Source organism: Streptomyces sp. NPDC104096, assembly GCF_055584385.1.
Genome location: NZ_JBVJMD010000079.1, coordinates 1 through 18909, shown reverse-complemented (window position 1 = coordinate 18909; position 18909 = coordinate 1). Strand labels below are relative to the sequence as shown.

At 73.3% G+C, this 18909-nt stretch carries 17 protein-coding genes; 3 read left to right on the top strand and 14 right to left on the bottom strand.

What is annotated here, in order from left to right; genetic code table 11:
• Positions 1–6: 6 nt before the first annotated feature.
• The 9 genes from ACZ60B_RS39250 to ACZ60B_RS39210 form a co-directional block, all read right to left on the bottom strand.
• Entirely contained in the window at positions 7–2286 is a 2280-nt protein-coding gene (locus tag ACZ60B_RS39250; RefSeq protein WP_469395964.1) for an FUSC family protein, read from the bottom strand.
• 88 nt (positions 2287–2374) lie between these two features.
• Positions 2375–3739, bottom strand: coding sequence for an NAD(P)/FAD-dependent oxidoreductase (locus tag ACZ60B_RS39245; RefSeq protein ID WP_469395962.1), 1365 nt, complete (start codon positions 3737–3739; stop codon positions 2375–2377).
• Positions 3740–4047: 308 nt separating this feature from the next.
• Positions 4048–5850: a PP2C family protein-serine/threonine phosphatase gene (locus ACZ60B_RS39240; protein WP_469395960.1), complete on the bottom strand. Its 1803-nt coding sequence runs from the start codon at positions 5848–5850 to the stop codon at positions 4048–4050.
• Positions 5847–6926: a SpoIIE family protein phosphatase gene (locus tag ACZ60B_RS39235; RefSeq protein WP_469395958.1), complete on the bottom strand. Its 1080-nt coding sequence runs from the start codon at positions 6924–6926 to the stop codon at positions 5847–5849. Before ACZ60B_RS39235 ends, ACZ60B_RS39240 begins: the two co-directional genes overlap by 4 nt.
• Positions 6926–7375, bottom strand: a complete 450-nt coding sequence (locus tag ACZ60B_RS39230) for an anti-sigma regulatory factor (RefSeq protein WP_469395956.1) — start codon at positions 7373–7375, stop codon at positions 6926–6928. Before ACZ60B_RS39230 ends, ACZ60B_RS39235 begins: the two co-directional genes overlap by 1 nt.
• Positions 7375–7791 carry an STAS domain-containing protein gene (locus tag ACZ60B_RS39225; protein WP_469395954.1) on the bottom strand — a complete coding sequence of 139 codons (417 nt, stop codon included), beginning with the start codon at positions 7789–7791 and terminating at the stop codon, positions 7375–7377. The genes ACZ60B_RS39230 and ACZ60B_RS39225 overlap by 1 nt, the downstream gene beginning before the upstream one ends.
• On the bottom strand, positions 7788–8687 hold the full coding sequence (locus ACZ60B_RS39220; RefSeq protein ID WP_469395952.1) for an STAS domain-containing protein: 900 nt from the start codon (positions 8685–8687) through the stop codon (positions 7788–7790). The genes ACZ60B_RS39225 and ACZ60B_RS39220 overlap by 4 nt, the downstream gene beginning before the upstream one ends.
• A gap of 124 nt (positions 8688–8811) precedes the next feature.
• The gene (locus tag ACZ60B_RS39215) at positions 8812–9204 is read right to left on the bottom strand and encodes an STAS domain-containing protein (protein ID WP_469395949.1); all 393 of its coding nucleotides are present in this window, start codon (positions 9202–9204) and stop codon (positions 8812–8814) included.
• 123 nt (positions 9205–9327) lie between these two features.
• The gene (locus ACZ60B_RS39210; RefSeq protein ID WP_469395948.1) at positions 9328–10191 is read right to left on the bottom strand and encodes a SigB/SigF/SigG family RNA polymerase sigma factor; all 864 of its coding nucleotides are present in this window, start codon (positions 10189–10191) and stop codon (positions 9328–9330) included.
• A 215-nt stretch (positions 10192–10406) separates the two neighbouring features.
• Here ACZ60B_RS39210 and ACZ60B_RS39205 point away from each other — a divergent pair, with 215 nt between their 5' ends.
• Both ACZ60B_RS39205 and ACZ60B_RS39200 read left to right on the top strand, forming a co-directional pair.
• Positions 10407–11375: an anti-sigma factor RsbA family regulatory protein gene (locus tag ACZ60B_RS39205; RefSeq protein WP_469395946.1), complete on the top strand. Its 969-nt coding sequence runs from the start codon at positions 10407–10409 to the stop codon at positions 11373–11375.
• A gap of 139 nt (positions 11376–11514) precedes the next feature.
• Positions 11515–11886, top strand: a complete 372-nt coding sequence (locus ACZ60B_RS39200; RefSeq protein ID WP_469395943.1) for a PRC-barrel domain containing protein — start codon at positions 11515–11517, stop codon at positions 11884–11886.
• A 33-nt stretch (positions 11887–11919) separates the two neighbouring features.
• Here ACZ60B_RS39200 and ACZ60B_RS39195 read toward each other — a convergent pair whose 3' ends face one another.
• Entirely contained in the window at positions 11920–12354 is a 435-nt protein-coding gene (locus ACZ60B_RS39195; protein ID WP_469395941.1) for an ATP-binding protein, read from the bottom strand.
• 351 nt (positions 12355–12705) lie between these two features.
• Here ACZ60B_RS39195 and ACZ60B_RS39190 point away from each other — a divergent pair, with 351 nt between their 5' ends.
• Positions 12706–12882, top strand: coding sequence for a hypothetical protein (locus ACZ60B_RS39190; protein ID WP_338017563.1), 177 nt, complete (start codon positions 12706–12708; stop codon positions 12880–12882).
• A 53-nt stretch (positions 12883–12935) separates the two neighbouring features.
• On the opposite strand, the gene ACZ60B_RS39185 is transcribed toward ACZ60B_RS39190, so the two are convergent.
• The 4 genes from ACZ60B_RS39185 to ACZ60B_RS39170 all read right to left on the bottom strand — a co-directional run.
• Positions 12936–14843 carry an AMP-dependent synthetase/ligase gene (locus tag ACZ60B_RS39185; RefSeq protein ID WP_469395939.1) on the bottom strand — a complete coding sequence of 636 codons (1908 nt, stop codon included), beginning with the start codon at positions 14841–14843 and terminating at the stop codon, positions 12936–12938.
• A gap of 232 nt (positions 14844–15075) precedes the next feature.
• Positions 15076–17277: a 1,4-alpha-glucan branching enzyme gene (glgB, locus tag ACZ60B_RS39180; RefSeq protein WP_469395935.1), complete on the bottom strand. Its 2202-nt coding sequence runs from the start codon at positions 17275–17277 to the stop codon at positions 15076–15078.
• Positions 17278–17281: 4 nt separating this feature from the next.
• A complete protein-coding gene (locus ACZ60B_RS39175; protein WP_469395933.1) occupies positions 17282–18643 on the bottom strand; it encodes a maltokinase N-terminal cap-like domain-containing protein in 1362 nt (453 codons plus the stop codon).
• 28 nt (positions 18644–18671) lie between these two features.
• On the bottom strand, positions 18672–18909 hold a 238-nt coding region (locus ACZ60B_RS39170; protein WP_469395930.1), incomplete at its 5' end, for an alpha-glucosidase C-terminal domain-containing protein.

Sequence of the window (18909 nt, the reverse complement as noted above, 5' to 3'; positions counted from 1 at the left end):
CGGTGGTCACCGACGGGCGTCCGCCAGGGGCTCGCCCTCGGGCGTCACCACCGGGACGTCCAGCGGCCGGGCCAGGCCCACCACCGCCTCGTCCAGCCGTTGCAGATGACGCAGCACCCGGTCGGTGACACGGCCGTAGCGCGGGCCGACGTCGGGCCCCAGCAGGGACGCGATGCTCGGGCCGGTGCGCACCCGGACCCCTTCGCCCGCCTCCTCGTCAGCGAGGTGCGCGACCCGGCCGGCGATCGCCGCGATGTTGTCCACCACGCGCCGCCCCGCCCGCCGCAGCCGCGGGTCCGCCGCGATCGAGGGGTGGGTGGGCAGCAGTTCGGCCGTGGCCGCCAGGGAACGGGCGTGGTAGGCGCACGTCTCCAGCAGCGCGAGCACGTAGCGGGCGGTGTTGCGCCGGTTGCGCAGCGGCGTCACCGGATGCGTCAGCGGCTGTACGGCGGCGCGCAGGTCGCTCAGCGCCTGGTCCAGCTCGCGCGCCTGGTCCAGCAGTTCGGCCGGGTCCCCGCCGCTGAGCTGTCCGACCGCCGAGTCCGTGACCTCGCCGAGCCGCTCCAGCACCGTGACCAGCAGTTCGTCCGTACGACGGGCCGTGCGCACCGGCAGCACCACCGCCGCGGCGATGACCCCGCACGCGGCCCCGAGCGCGGTCTCCGCCACCCGCAGCACCAGGACCGACGGGGTGTAGGTGTGCAACAGGGTGTAGAGCACCCCCAGCGCCGCGGTCACGAAGAACGACATCAGCGTGTACGACAGCGGAGCCGTGTAGAACATCGCGAAGAGGCACACCAGCACCAGCGCGAACGCCGTCCAGGTGTGGTGGCCGACCAGTCCGGCCAGGGCGATGCCGGCGCACACGCCCAGCACGGTCCCCACCAGCCGACGGGAGCCCTTGACCAGGATCTCGCCGGTCGACGCCGTGTTGACGAACACGATCCAGCAGGTCAGCACCGCCCAGTACCAGCGCTGGGTGGAGAGGAACTCCCCGCCGACCATGGCCAGCGCCGAGCCCACCGAGACCTGCACCGCCGTCCGCGTGGTGGGCCGGTCCAGACCGGTGGGCGTGCCCGTCGGCCGCTCCTGCTCCTCGGCACCGGCGATCGCCGCGTCCTCGGCGTCCAGTTCCTCGCGGGAACGGGCCGTGGAGGGGCTGTCGTCGGTCTCGTCCTGCGGCCCGTCGAGGGCGATCCGCAGACCCAGTACCGCCCGCGCGGCCTCCCCGACGCCCCGGAAGACGTCCCGGACGGCGGGGGAGGCGGGCGGCAGGTTCTCCTCCTCCCGGTAGCCCAGGAGCCGGTTGCGCATCACGGCCGACGCGGTGCCCCGGTTCTCGGACACCGGGCGCAGCACCAGCAGGCGCAGCGCCCCCAGGTCCCGCCGCAGCGTGTCCGTAGCCTCCTCCCGCACCGGCAGCCGGCCGCCCGACGGCAGCGGCGCGCCGGACAGGTGCAGGGTCAGGGTGCTCGCCCGCTCGCTGCTGCGGGCGGTCAGCAGCAGCAGCCCCAGCCGCTCGGCGGTCACCTCGGCGTCCGCGATCCGGCGTTGCAGCAGCCGGGCCACCGCGGGGTCGGAGGTGCCGTCCTCCAGACGGCCCTGGATCATCAGCGCCGTCTCGTGCAGACGCGCGGTGCCGCCGCGCACGTGCTCCAGCGCCTTCTCCACGTCGTCGGGACCCGCGTCCAGCAGTTCGACCTGCGCGGACACCAGCTGGGCGAACCGGGCCCGGAACGCCTGGCGCAGCCGGTCCAGCACGCCCTCGGGAGTCTCCGGCACCACCACGAACCGCACCACGGCACTGCACAGGAACGCCACGCCCAGGACGCCGTACAGCGCGGGCAGCGCGGGGACGGCGGCGCCGACGAACAGGGAGACGAAGTAGATCTGGAAGGCGATCAGTCCGAGCGCCGTGCCGCGGTCGCCGAACCGGCGGCCGTAGACGGCACCGAAGATGACCAGTACGAAGACCAGGTCACCCAGGACGACCCGGGAGTTCAGCAGCGCGCCCAGGGTCAGCGAGGCCAGCGCCACCGGCAGGCCCAGGGCCAGCGTGACGGCCTGCCGGTCGCGCTGCTTCTCCCGGACGGCGAACGTGGCGACCATCGCCGTGATGGCCCCCGCCACCAGCTGGGGCACGCCGGCCCCCAGCGGGGCGAGCACGGCGAGGGTCAGGGCCACGGACCCCACCGTCCGCAGGCCGGCGGCCAGCCGCAGCAGCCCCGGATCGGATGCCGCGAGATGGTCCCGCAGCCGGTCCCAGGCCCGTCCGACCGCCCTCACGTCGCCGCGCTCTCTCCCGTCGCGTTCTCTTCGGTCGCGTTCTCTCCGGGCCGACGACCTGCGCGCGCCCCGGACCCGGCGTGCCGCGTCACTGCTTCGGCGAATCCGCCCGGCCCAGGTGGGCCCGCACCTCGTCGGGGGCCAGATAGTGGTCGGAGTGCTCGAAGTCCCTCAGCTTGCCCGGCCTGCAGGACTGGAACCCGGTGCGGACGAAATCGTCGCCGGCGAGCGCGTTGAGCGTCCAGTTGGTCAGCACCCGCGCCTTGGCGACGTTGGTGCGCAGCGCCGACCAGTGGTAGCCGCGTGCCACCGCCTGGGCGGGCAGCCCGCGCAGCTCGACGCCCAGCGGCTTGGATACGGCGTCCGCGCCGCCGAGGTCGACGACCAGCCCGAGATCCCGGTGGACGTAGGGGGTCATCGGCTGGTTGCGCAGGGCCGCGATGACGTTGTCGGCGACGTGCCGGCCCTGGCGCATGGCGTGCTGCGCGGTCGGCGGGCAGACCGCGTCGCCGCCCTTGGCCAGGTCGGGCACGGCGGCGGCGTCCCCGAGCGCGAACACGCCGTCCGCGCCGGGCAGGTTCATCTCCGCGTTCACCGCGAGCCGCCCGCGGACCGTCTCCGCGCCGAGCGTGGCGATGAGCGGACTGGCGACCACCCCGGCGGTCCAGATCAGGGTGTGGGTGGGCACCACGCGGCCGTCCGTGAAGGTGACCTCCTCGGCGCCGGCCTTCTCGATCGAGACGCCCAGCGAGACCTCGATACCGCGCCGGGCCAGGATCTCCTGGGCGGTGCGGCCGAGCTTGTCGCCCAGTTCGGGCATCAGCTTCGGCGCGATGTCGATCAGATGCCACTTGATCAGGCTCGGGTCCAGTCGCGGATAGCGCCGGACGGCGCCGTGCGTCAGGCGTTGCAGGCAGGCGGCGGTCTCGGTGCCCGCGTAGCCGCCGCCGACCACCACGAACTGGAGCCGGGAGGCGCGCTCCGCCGGGTTGTCGCTGGCGTCGGCCAGGTCCAGCTGGGAGATGACGTGGTCACGGAGGTAGGCGGCCTCCGCCAGGGTCTTCATGCCGAACGCGTGATCGACGAGCCCGGGGATGTTGAAGGTGCGGGTGACGCTGCCCGGAGCCAGCACGATGTAGTCGTACCGCTCGTCGACGATCTTGTCGGTGATGGTGCGGACGACGCAGACCTTGGCCTTGAGGTCCACGCCGATGGCGCCGCCCGGGATGATCCGGGTGCGGTACTTCTTGCTGCGCCGCAGGGACAGGGCGATCGACTGGGGCGTCAGCACGCCGGAGGCGACCTGGGGCAGCAGGGGCAGATAGAGCTGGTAGGACTGCGGTGTCACCAGAGTGATGTCGGCCTCGCCCGGGGGCAGTTTGCGCTCCAGGCGTCGTACGCACCCCACTCCCGCGAAGCCCGCGCCCACCACCAGGATCCTGGGTCGTGTCACGATGGTCCATCCCTTCTGCGGCTCCAGGCGGTCTGCCTCGGCCTCTTTCGCGTGCCCGCCGAGCGCTGCTTCGCACCTCTCGATCCCACCGCGCCCGAAGCACCCCTGCCGACCGGGTGCGGCGTGCGGACGAACGAACAGATCTTCAGTCTGCCCGCTCGACGGCCATGGCGCGTGGGGAGCCGGGACGCGACGGCGCTCGCACGGGTCCCACGGGTTCCACGGGCCCGCCGCCCCACACCCCTGGGACCGTTCCCGGACCACCGGGACCGTTCCGGGCTCCCTGGACCCCGGCCCGCGCCGCGCGGTCAGGACGTCGGCGGTCCCGGCTGCCGGGGCCCGCCGGTGCGGCCGTCGACGTGGCACAGCAGCAGGCACACGTCGTCCTCGCGCGGGGAGTCGCTGAGCAGCGGACGCAGCATCCGGTCCGCCGCACCGTCCAGGTCCCCGTCCAGCTCCGCCGCGCGGAACCCGCCGAGCGCGGCCGCCAGCCGCTCGATGCCCGCGTCTATCCCCTGCGCCCGGCGCTCCACCAGACCGTCCGTGTAGAGCGCCAGCGTGCAGCCCGGCGACAGCCGCACCGTGTGGTCGGCGATCCGCTGCTCCAGCGGGATGCCGAGCATCGCGCCGGGTTTGGCGTCGAGGACCCGGACGCCTCCGTCGGCCGTGCGCAGCACCGGCGGCGGATGACCGGCGGCCGCCCAGGTCACCGTCGGGTCGTCCGGGTGGAAACGGGCGATGACCGCGGTGGCGTACAGATCCGGTTGCAGATGACGCAGCAGTACGTGCAGCCGGGTCAGCAGCTCGCCCGGGCTGCCGCCGTCGACGGCGTACGCGCGCAGCGCGGTGCGCAGCTGGCTCATCATGACGGCCGCGTGCAGCCCGTGCCCGGTCACGTCGCCGATCACCGTGATCAGGCTCCCGTCGGGCTGACGGAAGGCGTCGTACCAGTCCCCGCCGATGTTCAGTCCGTACGTGGCCGGCAGATAGCGGGCCGCCAGATGCAGGCCCGGGGTGCGGGGCAGGTCGGTGAGCAGGGCGCGCTGCAGGGTCTCGGCGATGTCCCGGTTGTGCTCGAAGCGCCGGGCGTTGTCGATGGCGGTGCTGGCCCGCCGGGTGAGTTCGACCAGCATGACCGCGTCGTCGGGGTCCCAGCGTTCGCCCGGCGGGGACAGCGTCAGCACGCCGAGGGGCGTGTGCCGGGTGGGCAGCGGGATGCACAGCAGCGGCCGGGCCGGGTCGAGCGCCGAGGGCGGCTGGTCGTCGACGCCGGGCAGTCGGCCGGGGTGTCCGGCGGCGTACTGGGGCCGGCCGGTGCGGGCCGCGAGCACGGCGGCGGCCGGCCGCGCACCGGACCGGCCGCGGCCCTTCCCACCGGCCGACAGCGCGCCGTCCTCGGTCCGGGGCGGGTCCGGGAGCCGGTGCTCGTCCTCTGCGTCGAACAGCCATACGTCGACGCCGCGGGCGTACTCGGGCACCAGCAGCTCGGGCAGCCTGCGCACGATCTCGTCGTGGTTCAGCGACGCCGTCAGCACCGCACTCGCGTCGGCCAGGAAGGTCAGCCTGCGCCGGGCGCGTTCCGCCTCCCGGTGCGCCGCGCGTTCGGCGGCGAACGCCTCGCGCTGGGCCCGTCCGGCGGCGTCCAGCTCGCCGTGCAGCGCGAGCACGCCCTGGTTCGTCTGGTGCAGTTCCTCGCGGTGGTAGGCGACCAGCTCCTCCTGGTCCGCGAGCTTGCCCAGCACGAGAGCGGTGTCCTCGTCGGCGCCGAGCAGGGCCTCCGCGAGGAGTTCGGGGCCGTCGGCGACGGCGTCCGGGCCCGCCGTCCGGGCCTCCTCGGCGCGCCGCACCGCCATCCGCCACGTCGGCTCCCCGCCCTCCCGGGGGCGCACCAGGGCGTGCAGCGACCGCTCCCCGCCCGGCGCCGAGGACGCCTCCAGCGTGAGCCGCCAGACGCCGCCCTTGGTGAGGCACTGCCGAAGCCGGGCGCTGAGCGCCGTGACCAGCCGGGTGCGCTCCAGGACGGGCACGCCGAGCGTGGCGGCGACCCGGGCCGTGGCGATCCGGGCCCGCGCCGCGTCGGTGACGGACGCGACCGTCCAGACTCCCGTCACGGGCCCTCCGGCGGGTTCGGCGCCAGTACGGCGACGGCGGTGTCGTCCCTGACCGGGCGGGCGGCGCTGCCGGCGTCGCGCACGGTCACGGCGGCCACGACCGCCGGGTCGGCCAGCAGCAGGCCGGGGTCGGAGGGCGGGACCCACCGGCTGGGCAGTCCGTCGCTGTGCAGCACCAGCAGCCGGTCCGGGCCCCACGGCAGCCGGGTCTCGGGCAGGGTCGCGGGGCGGTGGACGCCGACGATCCCGGGCCGGGACAGCAGATGCCGCCAGGTGTCGCCCTCCCGCAGCCGCGCCCCGATGTTCCCGATGCCGGCGAACGTCAGCCGGCCGGTGTCCGCTTCGAGCTGGGCCAGCGCGACGGCCGCGCCGCGGGTGCCGCGCAGTGCGACGTCCAGGCACCGCAGGAGTTCGGCGGGGGGGAGGTGGGCCGAGTGGCCGAGCACCCGCGCCGCCGCCGTCGACGCGTGGGCCGCCTGCGGCCCGTGTCCCAGCCCGTCGGCCAGCATCAGGGTCAGCCGGTCGCCCGCCCGGACCCACGCCCAGGCGTCGCCCGAGTAGGCCGCCCCGGCGAACGGGATGTTGATCCCGCCGGCCCGCGCCGCGCACCGCTGCGCGCCGTCGGCCGCCGCGGCGGCGCGCCCGGCCCTGCCGGAGGTGCCGCCGATCCGGGCCAGCGCGACCGTCCCCCGGCCCGGGGCGCTGTGCAGACCGAAGTCGTCGGCGAGGCGCACACAGGTGCCCAGGCCCGCGCCCAGCGAGTCGGCCGTCGAGAACCCGTCGTGCAGGGCGGCCCCGACGTCGGGCATACCCGGACCGTGGTCGACCGCGGCGATCTGCACGACGTCGTGCCCGTCCCGGCCCTCGCCGACCGTGGCCGGCGCGACCAGGTCGACGAGGAGCTGTCCGCCGCCGGCGTGCTTGAGCAGGTTGGTGGCCAGCTCGCTGGCCACCAGCGCGGCCGCGGCGGTGCGCCGCTCGTCCAGCCCGGCGAGCGCCGCGGCCTCCTCGGCGGCGACCCTGGCGTCGCGCACCCGGGTCGAGTCGTGCACCGGTACGTCCCACAGCCGTGCCATCACCACTCCTCACGCGGGTGGCCCGGGCGGGGCGGCGGGCCCGCCCAGGACGTCACCGTGACGGTGGTGCCGACCCCCGGGGTGCTGTCGATCGCGAACTGGTGCACCAGCCGGCGCGCGCCGCCCAGGCCCATCCCCAGCCCGTCGCCCGAGGTGTAGCCGTCCCGCAGGGCCTGTTCCAGGTCGGCGATCCCCGGGCCCTCGTCGCTGAAGGCCAGCCGCAGTCCCTGCGCCCGGCCGTGGGCCACCCGGGCCGCCGTGAGCTGCCCGCCACCGCCGTAGACGAGGGTGTTGCGGGCCAGTTCGCTCGCCGCGGTGACCAGCTTCGTCTGGTCCACCAGACCGAAGCCGAGCCGGGCGGCGGCCTGGCGCACATGCTGGCGCACCCACACCAGGTCCAGGTCGGAACGGATCGGCAGGCGGGCGTCGACGCCCGCGGTCGCCTCCATCACCGTCTCCCCGGACGCGGGTCGGCGCCGCCGGACCGCGCCGGGTCGCCGAGCAGGCCCAGGGCCGCCTCGGTGTTCAGGGCCGTGCGCAGCCCCGGCAGCGTCAGCCCCATCTCCACCAGGGTGATCGCGACCGCCGGCCGCATGCCCGCGACCACGGTCCTGGCCGCCAGCAGCCCTGCCTTCGCCGCGATCTCGGCCAGTACCCGGCCGAGGAAGGAGTCCACGATCTCGATACCGGAGATGTCGATCACGACGCCCGTCACCCCGCTGCTGCCGATCCGCTCCGTGATGTCCTGCTGGAGCTGCTCGGCCGTGCTGTCGTGCAGGTCCCCCTGGAGGGTCACCAGGAGGACGTCGCCGAGCCGGAGCACCGGCACGTGCACCATGGGCGGGCGGAGGAACTCGTCGGTCACCGCGACCCCGCACCGCCCGGCGAGGCGTGCACGATGTCCGCGCCCAGTCGGTGCAGGGCGTGCGCCAGGGCGTCGGCGAGGCTCGCCCGGGTGACCACCGTGCCCAGGTCGAGACCGAGGTGGACTATGGTCTGCGCGATCGCGGGACGGATGCCGGAGACCACGCACTCCGCGCCCATCAGCCGGGCCGCCGCGACCGTCTTCATCAGGTGCTGGGCCACCAGGGAGTCGACCGTCGGCACACCGGTGATGTCCAGGATCGCGTACCGCGCCTGCTGGTCGACGACGGCTTCCAGCAGCGTCTCCATGACCACCTGGCTGCGGGCGCTGTCGAGCGTTCCGATGAGCGGCACGGCCACGATGCCGTCCCACAGTTTGATGACGGGCGTGGCCACCTCCAGCAGTTGCAGCCGCTGCCGGTCGATGAGGGCCTCGCCCTCGTTCAGCGCCGTCTCCAGCACGACCAGCCGCAGGGTGCCGAGCAGCACGGTCAGCGCCGACTCGCACTCCCGCAGCCGCCCGGTCGACGCGTCGGTGAGGTCGGCGACCAGGAGGTCCACGACCGGCGGCCGCAGTGCGTCGACCTCCCTCGACACCTGTGCGGTGCCGAGCCCGGCACGCGCGCGCGAGGCCGCCATCCGCGCCAACTGCTCCCGCACCAGCATGAATCCGGCGGCGTCGGGATCCGCCACCCGTTCCGCCGCGGCGACTTCGGCCAGCGCGTCGGCCACCGTCCGTCCCGCCTCGACCGCCTCGTCCCGCGAGACGGTGAACACCGCGCGGAACAGGGGCTCGTCGGCCCACCGCTGCGCGATCTGTTCGCGGCGGCGGCGCAGGAAGACCCCGACCTCCCGGGCCGGCGAACCCTGCTGTGCTTCCGCTTCGTGCTCCGGCACCTGCTTCACTCCTCGTGTCTTTCGCGGTGGGCGACGACCGGCGGCCGTCGCCCGTCCCCGGCCCGTTCGTCGTCGGTCGGCCCGTTCGTCGCCCGGTCCTGCCCCGGCAGGGGCGCGTGGCCCCTCAGGTCTGTCGGTCCGGAGCGGCCTCCGGCGCCGTGCCGAGAAGCGCGAGGGCGTCGTCGACGGTCTCGGAGACGGGGACCGTGATGCTGACGCCGGTGAGGTCCAGGATCCGCCGCACGGCCGGGGCGGGGGCGATGACGTGCACGCTCCCCGACAACCCGCGGGCCTCCTGGTACACCCGCAGGACGATGTTCATGCCGGACGAGTCCATGAACGGGACCCCGGAGAGGTCGAGCAGGAAGTGCCGGCGGCCGTGGTGGAGCTGGTTGGCCAGATGGTGCTGGAACTCGGTCGCGGTGTCGAGGTCCAGATGGCCCTCGACCGCGACCAGGGCGATGTCCTCCCTGACCACGGTGACCTCGACGGACAGGGGGTTGCGGGCTTGTATCACGACTGCCTCCACGCGTGCGGACGACCTGGTCCGGTGCTGGTCTGTGGTGCGGGGGCAGATGCCCCCGCGCAAGGCTGTGCCCGGTGTCACCGCCCTCGGGCGGCCGCACCGGGCACAGGGGTGTCAGGCGATCTCGGGGCCCAGCAGTCCGGCACGCAGCCGTCGGACCATGCGGGTGATCAGTCGGGACACGTGCATCTGGGAGATGCCGAGCTCCTTGCCGATGTCCGCCTGCGTGCGCTCCTCCACGAAGCGCATATGGATGATCAGGCGTTCCCGGTCGTCGAGTTCGGCGATGAGGGGCGCCAGGGAGTGGAAGTTCTCCACCAGTTCCAGAGCCGGTTCCTCCTCGCCGATGAAGTCGGCCAGCACCGACTCGCCCTCCGTGCCGCCGTCGGAGCTGAGGGCGGCGTCGAGGGAGGAGGACGTGTAGCAGTTGGCCGCCTTGCGGGCCTCGATGACCTCTTCCTCCGACAGCGACATGAGCTGCGAGAGCTCGCGCGTGGTCGGCATGCGGTCCAGCCGCGTCTGCAGTTCCTCGGTCGCCTTGGCCAGCTCGACCCGGGCCTCCTGGAGCCGGCGGGGCACATGCACGGCCCAACTGGTGTCGCGGAAGAAGCGCTTGATCTCGCCGACGATGTACGGGACGGCGAACGAGGTGAACTCGACCTCGCGGGACAGCTCGAACCGGTCGATGGCCTTGATCAGACCGATCGTCCCGACCTGGACGATGTCCTCCATCGAGTCGCCGCGGCTGCGGAAACGGGAGGCGGCGTAGCGCACCAGGGAGAGGTTCATCTCGATCAGCGTGTTGCGCACGTACTGATGTTCGGGCGTGCCCTCCTCCAGGGTGGCGAGCCGGTCGAAGAACCGACGTGAGAGTTCGCGCGCGTCCTTCGGGCTGACCTGAGAGGGGCTGTCGATGAACGGCAGGCCGCCCCGAAGGTCGTCCGTGACCGTCTGCTCCACTGCCGTCACGGCATTCATGCCGCCCACTCCGTTCGTCGTACGAGTTACTGACAGGGGTCGACTGCCCCGGCTTCTCCAACTCATGTCAGGACGAGGCAAAAGAAAGTGGCGTGTGCCGAAGAGATGGCCGAAAAGCGCCGCTTGAGCGGCGGCGGTCGCGGAAGCGGGCCCGCCGTACGGGACCCGGAGGCCCCGACAGTACGTCAGGACGACGACGTACGCTGAGGGACGGGATGCGGAAGGCGGGTATGCGGGTGGTGCAGGTCGGGCGTGCGCAAAGACCCGGGGAGTCGTTCGTCCACCCGGCGTTCTTCTACCGCGGTGACGAGGAGTACCGGACGGGGATCGTGCCCTTCGTCCTCGAAGGCCTCGCGGCGGGGGAGCCGGTGGCCGTCGCCGTCCCCGCGCGCAGGCTGGAACTGGTCCGGGACGGCCTCGGCGCGCGCGCCGCCGAGGTGCGCTTCACCGACATGACCGCCGCCGGCCGCAACCCCGGCCGCATCATCCCGACGGTGCTGCGGGCGTTCGCGGACGCCGTCGCCGACGACCGCCGGGTGCGGATCGTCGGGGAGCCGATCTGGCCCGGCCGGACCGCCGAGGAGTATCCGGCCTGCGTCCAGCACGAGGCGCTGATCAACGCGGCCTTCCAGGGGCGGCCCGTGACGATCCTGTGCCCCTACGACGCCCGCGCCCTGTCCGCCGGCACGCTCGCCGACGCGCACGCCACGCACCCGCTCGTCGTCGACGCGGGGCGCACGGCCGTCAGCCGGTCCTACGACCCGCAGGGCGTGCTGGAACGCTGCAACCTCCCGCTGCCGCCCCCGCCGCGCGCGCTCGCCGTCCGCTTCGACGCGGCGGCGCTGCCGGACACCCGGGACACCGCCGTGCGCGAGGCGCGCGAATGGGGCATGAGCGCCGTCCGGTTGCCGGATCTGGCCCTCGTGGTGGCGGAGTTGACGACCAACAGCGTGGTGCACGGGGGCGGCGAGGGCACGTTCAGGCTGTGGGCCGAGGGCGGCCGGATCGTGTGCGAGGTGCGCGACTCCGGCCGGCTCACCGACCCGCTGGCGGGCCGCCGGCCCGCGCGCCCCGAGCAGATCGGGGGACGCGGACTGCTCCTCGTGCACCGGCTGGCGGACCTGGTGCGCACCCACACCGGCGAGCACGGCACCGTCACGCGCGCCTGCCTCGACCTCCGCTGATCCCAGGACTCCCCGCACGATCTTGCCAGGCCCGAATGCGCGTGCGGGGAAAGGGTATTTGGTGCTGTGTGGGACAGGCGGGCGACCGTCGGCCGCCCGCACGGGCAGCACAGGCCCGGGAGGAAGAGGGAGGAGCAGTGTGGCCACAGGCAGAATCTGGACGTACGCACCGGAAAGCGGTCACGTCGAGGGGCAGGATCTGACGGGCTACGCCGTCGTCGCGACCGACGGCACGGTCGGGCACGTGGCGCGCCAGGCCGACCCCCACGGAATGCGGCACCTGGTCGTGGACACGGGCGTCTGGCTGTTCGGCAGGAGCGCCGTCGTCCCGGCGGGTCTGGTCACCGGAGTGGACCCGAGGGCCCGCAGGGTCTCGCTGGCCTGCACGGGCGGCGTGGTCAAGGCGGCGCCGCGGTTCCGCATCGACAGCGAGACGAGGGACGCGCGGTACCTGGCGACCGTGGGGGAGCACTACGAGCGGCTCGCCGTGCCCAGGACCACGACGGACTGACCCCCGGCACCGCCCCGCGCCCGGCCCGGTGGCTCACCAGGGCAGGAAGACGTGCACGTCCTTGCCCCGGTCGGCGGCCACGACGCTGACCTGGGTGCACAGCGCGTGGACCAGGTGCCAGCCGATCCCGCCGCCACCGGTGCCGGGGTTGAAGGGGCGCGGCGTCGGCGGGGTGGTGCTGGTGTCGTGCAGGGTGACGTGCACGCCGTCGAACGTACGGCGCAGCCGCAGCTCGAACGGGCCCGGCGCGTACTGGACGGCGTTGGCGGCCAGCTCCGTGACGATCAGCACGATGTCGTGCCAGCACTCCGGCGCCGCGGGCGGTGAGACCCCGGCCAGGGCGCGCAGGAAGTCCTCCGCGGCCAGTCGGGCACCGGTCACGTCCGCCGGCGTGCCGGCGAAGCCGACGGTGCGGCTCGCGATGTCCTGGGAAGCCAGTGTGTCGTCCCCACGCTGCTCGGCTGCCATCTCGCCTCTCTTCGACCCCTGACGTCGGCAGGGCCCTCGACCCTTCTCACCCGTCTCCCTCGCTTCGTCACCTCTGCGAGTTCCCGGGGGCGCGCGGCGTACGCGTCCGAGGCGGGGGCCGTATGGACGATCCTTCCCCGGCCCGCCGACCGGTCACAACAGGCCGACGGACGATCACGGAGCGTACGGGGACGGAGCCGACGCTGCGCGACGCAGGGAAAACGCGGCCGGGACGGCTGTCCCGGCGTTTCGGGGGAACCAGGACGCCACGGAAAGACACCGACCCGCAGACCCGCGGACGGACCCACACCGACTCATCGACCTATCGACCCATCGACAAGAGGAGAACCCGTGCTGGCCATCGTTGCGGCGGTCCTGCTGTTCATCGCGTTCCTGATCAATGCCGCGGACATCTCCACCAACGACGTCTTCACATCGACCAACGTGATGCTGCTCGGGCTGACCGCCCTGAGCCTGCACCTCGCGGGCGTGGGCACCGCCTGGGCGAGCCGCGGCCGCCGCCGCTGACCGGGGCCGCCCGCGCCGACCCGGGCGGTCTGCGCCGACCGGGGCGGCCGGTGCTAGCGGAACATGTTGTCCGCGTCGTCCCAGCCGAGCACCTCCTCCGCGGTGGGCTGCCGCGGCACACGCGAGCGTGCCTGGTACATCGCCTCGATCTCCTGCGCGTAGTGCTGGACGATCGCGTCCCGGCGCAGCTTCATCGACGGGGTCAGCAACCCGTTGGACTGGTCGAACTGCTCCGGGACCACCCGGAACACCCGGATGGACTCGGCGCGGGACACCGCGCTGTTGGCGGCGGCCACGGCACGCCCGATCTCCTCCCGCAGCGCGTTCTCCTCCCGCGCCTCCCGGTTGGGCGTGTCGCCCTGGAGGGTCAGGGCCGCCCGCCAGTGCGCCAGGTAGTCCGGGTCCAGGGTGATGAGCGCGCCCACACAGGGCCGGTTGTCGCCCACGACCACCGCCTGGTGCACCAGCGGATGCATCCGCAGCCGCTGCTCCAGCGGGGCCGGGGCCACGCTGTTGCCGCCGCTGGTGACGATGGTGTCCTTCTTGCGGCCGGTGATGGTCAGGTAGCCCTCGTGGTCCAGATGCCCGAGGTCGCCGGTGGCCAGCCAGCCGCCGCGCAGCGCGGCCCGGGTGGCGGCCTCGTCGTTGACGTATCCCTGGAAGACCGACGGTCCGTGCACGAGGATCTCCCCGTCCTCGGCGACCCGGATGTCCGTGCCGGGCAGCGCCTGCCCCACCGTCCCCGACTTCTCCCGGCCCAGCGGCTGCATGGTGATCCCGCCGGCGGTCTCGGTCAGCCCGTAGCCGTCGTGCACGTAGATGCCGATGCCCTCGTAGAAGAGGGAGAGCTCGCGGCTGAGCGGTGAGCCGCCGGAGGTGGCGCGGGTCACCCGGCCGCCCAGTGCGCCGCGCAGCCTGCGGTAGATCGTCCGCTCGTACACGGCGTGCTGCAACCGCAGGTCGAGGCCGGGACCCGAGCCCCGGCCCAGCCGCTGCCGCTCGTTCGCCGCGGCGAAGTCCCGCGCCGTCTCGGCGGCCCGCTCGAACAGCGGTCCCCGGCCCGTCTGCTGGGCCGTGCGCAGGAACGTCTTGTACAGCTTCTCGAAGACCGACGGTACGGCGTAGAAGTACGTGGGCCTGAACGAGAGGAGCGCCGACGCCAGGGACTCCTCACTGAGGTCGGGTTCATGCCCCATGAGCAGGCCGCCGCGCAGGCACAGGCCCTGGATCATGAGGCCGTACACGTGCGAGAACGGCAGGAAGGCGAGGACGGCCGGCTGCTCCCCGGCCTGCGCCGCCGTGTGGCCCCAGCCCTGCAACAGGGTGTCGCAGGGGCTCGCCAGACTGCGGTGGCTGAGCGCGCAGCCCATCGGGTGTCCCGAGGTGCCGGAGGTGTAGGCGATGACCGCCGTGGAGTCCGGCATGACGATACGGCGCAGCGAGTCGACCGTGGTGAGCGGTATGAACTCACCCCGCTCCACCAGCTGTTCGAGCGCGCCCGCGTCCAACTGCCAGACGTGCCGCAGGCTGGGCAGCCCCGCGCACACCGAGCCCACCGTCATCACGCTCTGCTCGTCCTCGACCGCGACACCCACGCAGCCCGAGTCGCGCAGCATCCATTCGACCTGGTCGCGGGAGGAGGTGGGATGGATCGGCACCACCTCGGCGCCGACCGTCCACAGGGCGAGGCCGAGGACCGTCCACTCGTAGCGGGTGCGCGCCATGACGGCCACCCGGGCGCCCGGCGAGATCCCGGACGCGATCAGGCCCTTGGCCAGGTCGATCACCGTGTCCCGGACCTCGACGGCCGTCACCTGCTCCCAGGTGGCGCTCGCGGAGGTGCCCCGGCGGCGGGCGAGCAGCGGCAGGGCGGGGTTGCGCGCGGCCGTCTCGAAGACGGTGTCGGCGAGTCCCCCGGTCACGGACGGCGTGGTCGGGGGAGCGAAGGCGAAGTCGCGCATGCGCTGGCTCCTGGGGTGTACGGGGAGTGACTCCGCCTACGAGAACTGTTATCGACGGTGGTCGAATCTAGCCCAGGAGAGACCGGATGGGGCCGGGAACGGAGAAGTAATCGAGCCGTGATCATTTCCACACGGCGGACCTGGCGGACCCCCGTTTGAATCCCGGGCGGGCCGCGCCCGGTCCCGGCGGGTCCGGGCGCGGTGACGGCACCGCGCCCGGACCCGCCCGCTCTCATCGCGCGGGCGTCAGCCAGAGAGTCGCCAGCGGCGGCAGCGTGAGCGTGATCCGGCCGTCCAGTTGCTTGACCGGTTCGGGGTGGGTGACGTCGCTGCCGCCGTAGCGCGCCGCGTCGGTGTTGAGGGTCTCCCGCCAGGCGTCGACCGAGTCCGGGACCCACAGCTCGTAGTCGTGCCGGACGACGGGGGAGAAGTTGCACACGGCCAGCAACGGGCTGTCGTCCGCGGCGAACCGCAGGAACGCGAACACGTTGTCGTCGGCGGCGTCCCCGACCACCCAGCGGAAGCCCTCGGGCCGGGTGTCGCGCTGCCAGAGCGCGGGGGTGTCCCGGTAGACGGTGTTGAGGTCGCGCACGAGGTCGCGCACACCGCGGTGGTCGCCCTGCGCCGCGTAGGCGGGGTCGAGCAGCCACCAGTCCGGGCCGTGTTCCTGCGACCACTCCCCGCCCTGGGCGAACTCCTGGCCCATGAAGAGCAGTTGTTTGCCGGGGTGGGCCCACATGAAGCCGAGGTAGGCGCGGTGGTCGGCGCGCTGCTGCCACCAGTCGCCGGGCATCTTCGCCACCAGCGCCTGCTTGCCGTGCACCACCTCGTCGTGCGAGATGGGCAGGACGTAGTTCTCGCTGTAGGCGTACACCATCGAGAAGGTCATCTCGTTGTGGTGGTACTTGCGGTGCACCGGCTCGTGGCCCATGTACTCCAGCGAGTCGTGCATCCAGCCCATGTTCCACTTCAGGCCGAAGCCGAGACCACCGCCGTCGGTGGGCCGGGTGACCCCGTCCCAGGCGGTGGACTCCTCCGCGATGGTGACCACGCCCGGCACCCGCCGGTAGACCGTCGCGTTCATCTCCTGGAGGAAGGCCTTCGCGGCCAGGTCCTCGTTGCCGCCGAAGACGTTGGGCTCCCACTGGCCGGAGTCCCGGGAGTAGTCGAGGTAGAGCATCGAGGCGACCGCGTCCACCCGCAGCCCGTCGATGTGGAACTCCTCGCACCAGTACACCGCGTTGGCGACCAGGAAGTTGCGGACCTCGATGCGCGCGTAGTCGAACTCGTAGGTCCCCCAGTCCGGATGCTCCGCGCGCCGCCAGTCCCCGGGCTCGTACAGCGGTTCCCCGTCGAACCGGGCCAGCGCCCAGTCGTCCTTGGGGAAGTGGGCCGGCACCCAGTCCATGATCACGCCGATCCCGGCCCGGTGCAGCGCGTCCACCAGGTACCGGAAGTCGTCCGGCGGGCCGAGCCGGGACGTCGGCGCGTAGAAACCGGTGACCTGGTAGCCCCAGGAGCCGCCGAACGGGTGCTCGGCCACCGGCATCAGCTCGACATGGGTGAAGCCGAGGTCCTTCACGTACGCCGGGAGCTCCTCGGCGAGCTCGCGGTACGTCGCCCCCGACCGCCAGGACGGCAGGTGCACCTCGTAGACGGAGAACGGCGCCTCGTGCACCGGGGTGTCCCCGCGGTGCGCCAGCCAGTCGGCGTCGCCCCACTCGTAGTGCGAGGCGGTCACGATCGACGCGGTGTCGGGCGGCACCTCCGTGCGGCGCGCCATCGGGTCGGCCTTGAGGAACCGGTCCCCGTGCCGGGAGGTGATCTCGAACTTGTACCGCGCGCCCTCGCCGATGCCCGGCAGGAACAGTTCCCACACCCCGGCCGCGCCGAGGGAGCGCATCGGGAACTGGGTGCCGTCCCAGAAGGTGAAGTCCCCGGCCACCCGCACCCCCTGGGCGTTCGGCGCCCAGACGGTGAAGCGGGTGCCGGTCACGCCCTGGTGGGTCATCGGCTCGGCGCCGAGTGCCTTCCACAACTGCTCGTGCCGGCCCTCCCGGACGAGGTGCAGATCGAAGTCGCCCAGCGACGGCAGGAAGCGATAGGGGTCGTGGACCTCGTGCTCCGCGTCGTCGTACGCCACCAGCAGCGTGTACTCCGGGATCGCGTCGAACGGCAGTACGGCGGAGAAGAGGCCGTCGCCCTCGGAGACCAGGGCGCCGCGCGTGCCGTCCGCCACGACGGTGACCGAGCGGGCGAACGGGCGCAGCGCCCGGAAGAGGACTCCGCCCGTCACCGGATGGGCGCCGAGCAGTGCGTGCGGGTCGTGGTGCGCACCCGACAGCAGGCGCCGGCGCTCCTGCGGATCCAGGGTGAGGGCCGTCGGCGGAACGGGTCCGGCCGACTCGGGGGGCGAGGTCTCTCGCAGTGCCACGGTGTCAGGCTCCTCTCACGGCGAGACGCTCGATCGCCGCCATAGGTACGGGCATCCAGTCCGGACGGTGCCGGGCCTCGTACAGGACTTCGTAGACGGCCCTGTCCGTCTCGTAGGCGCGCAGCAGGGCGTGTTTCTTGCGCGGGTCCCAGCCCGCCCGGTCGGCGTAGCCCGCGCAGAAGGCCTCGCGGCAGCGCCGGGCCCACTCCGGGCGCCAGGGGTGGCGCTGACGGGCGGCGTAGTCGAACGAACGCAGCATGCCCGCGATGTCGCGCACGGGGGAGTGCGCGCTGCGCCGTTCCGCCAGCGGACGCGACGGTTCGCCCTCGAAGTCGATGACGAACCACTCGCGCCCGGCGCGCAGCACCTGCCCCAGGTGCAGGTCGCCGTGGATGCGCTGGACCGGCGGACCGGGGTCGCAGGTGGCGAGCGCGGTGAACGCGGTGCGCAGGGCGCCGACGAACGGCCGCAGGGCCGGGACGTGGTGCGCGGCGGAATCCAGCCGCTCGGTCATCGCGGCCGCCGTCCGGTCGTTGTCGGTGCGGGCGTCGGACGGCAGGGCCGAGGCCAGCGCCAGATGCACCTCCGCCGTCGCCCGGCCCAGCTCGTGGGCCTCCGCCGTGAAGGTGTCGCCGGTGGCGAGCGCGCGCAGCGCGAGCGCCCAGCCGTCGGAGGCGCCGGGCAGGAACGGCTGGAGCACCCCGAGCGTCGCCTCCTGCGGATGCGTCGTGCGGAACCAGGCCACGGGGGCGGGCACCCGCCCGCAGCCCTGCCCGGCCAGCGCGACCGGCACCTCCAGATCGGGGTTGATCCCGGGCTGGATGCGCCGGAACAGCTTCAGGATGAACGCGTCGCCGTACACCACCGAGGAGTTGGACTGCTCGGCGTCCAGCAGTCGAGGCGGCAGCCCGGCGGGCACCGGCACGGACGCGTCGGACTCGAACCGCAGCGGGCCCAGGGTGCCCGGGTGGCGCAGCCGCTCCAGGAGCAGATGCGTCGAACGGGGGTCCTGGAGGGCGTCGTAGACCGTCAGACCGGCCAGCGGACCGAAGTCCGCCCGGCCGATCAGCGCCCGCCCGAGCCGGGGCGAGAGGTGTTCCTGGATGCCCAGCAGCAACTGGTAGCAGTCCCCGGCCGGGGTGGCGCCGCCGGGTGCGGGGACCCCGTTCTGACCGGTCTGGACGAGCAGATGCAGACAGCCCGGGAACAGCTCGGTCATGGACAGCAGCCGGAGGTCGGTCAGGGGCCGGTCCTTGCCGGCGAACCAGCGCTGCCGCGGCAGCCACTCCCGCAACAGTCCGCCGAGCGACGCCATCGGCTGGATGCCGTCGGCAGTGATCGGGTGGAGATATGCGGTCTTCGGCATGGTGACGCGTCCTTTCCTCGGCGCACGCTCACAGTTGTCGGCCGGTGCGGGGTGCGACTCGGGCGAGTCGGAACCAGTAGAAGCCGTGCCCGGTGAGGGTGAGCAGGTAGGGCAGTTCGCCGATGGCGGGGAAGCGCACCCCGCCGAAGAGCTCGACCGGATGCCTCCCGTCGAACTCGCGCAGGTCCAGCTCGGTCGGCTGGGCGAAGCGGGAGAAGTTGTGCACGCACAGCACCACGTCGTCCCCCTGGCCCTCGGTGGCGGGG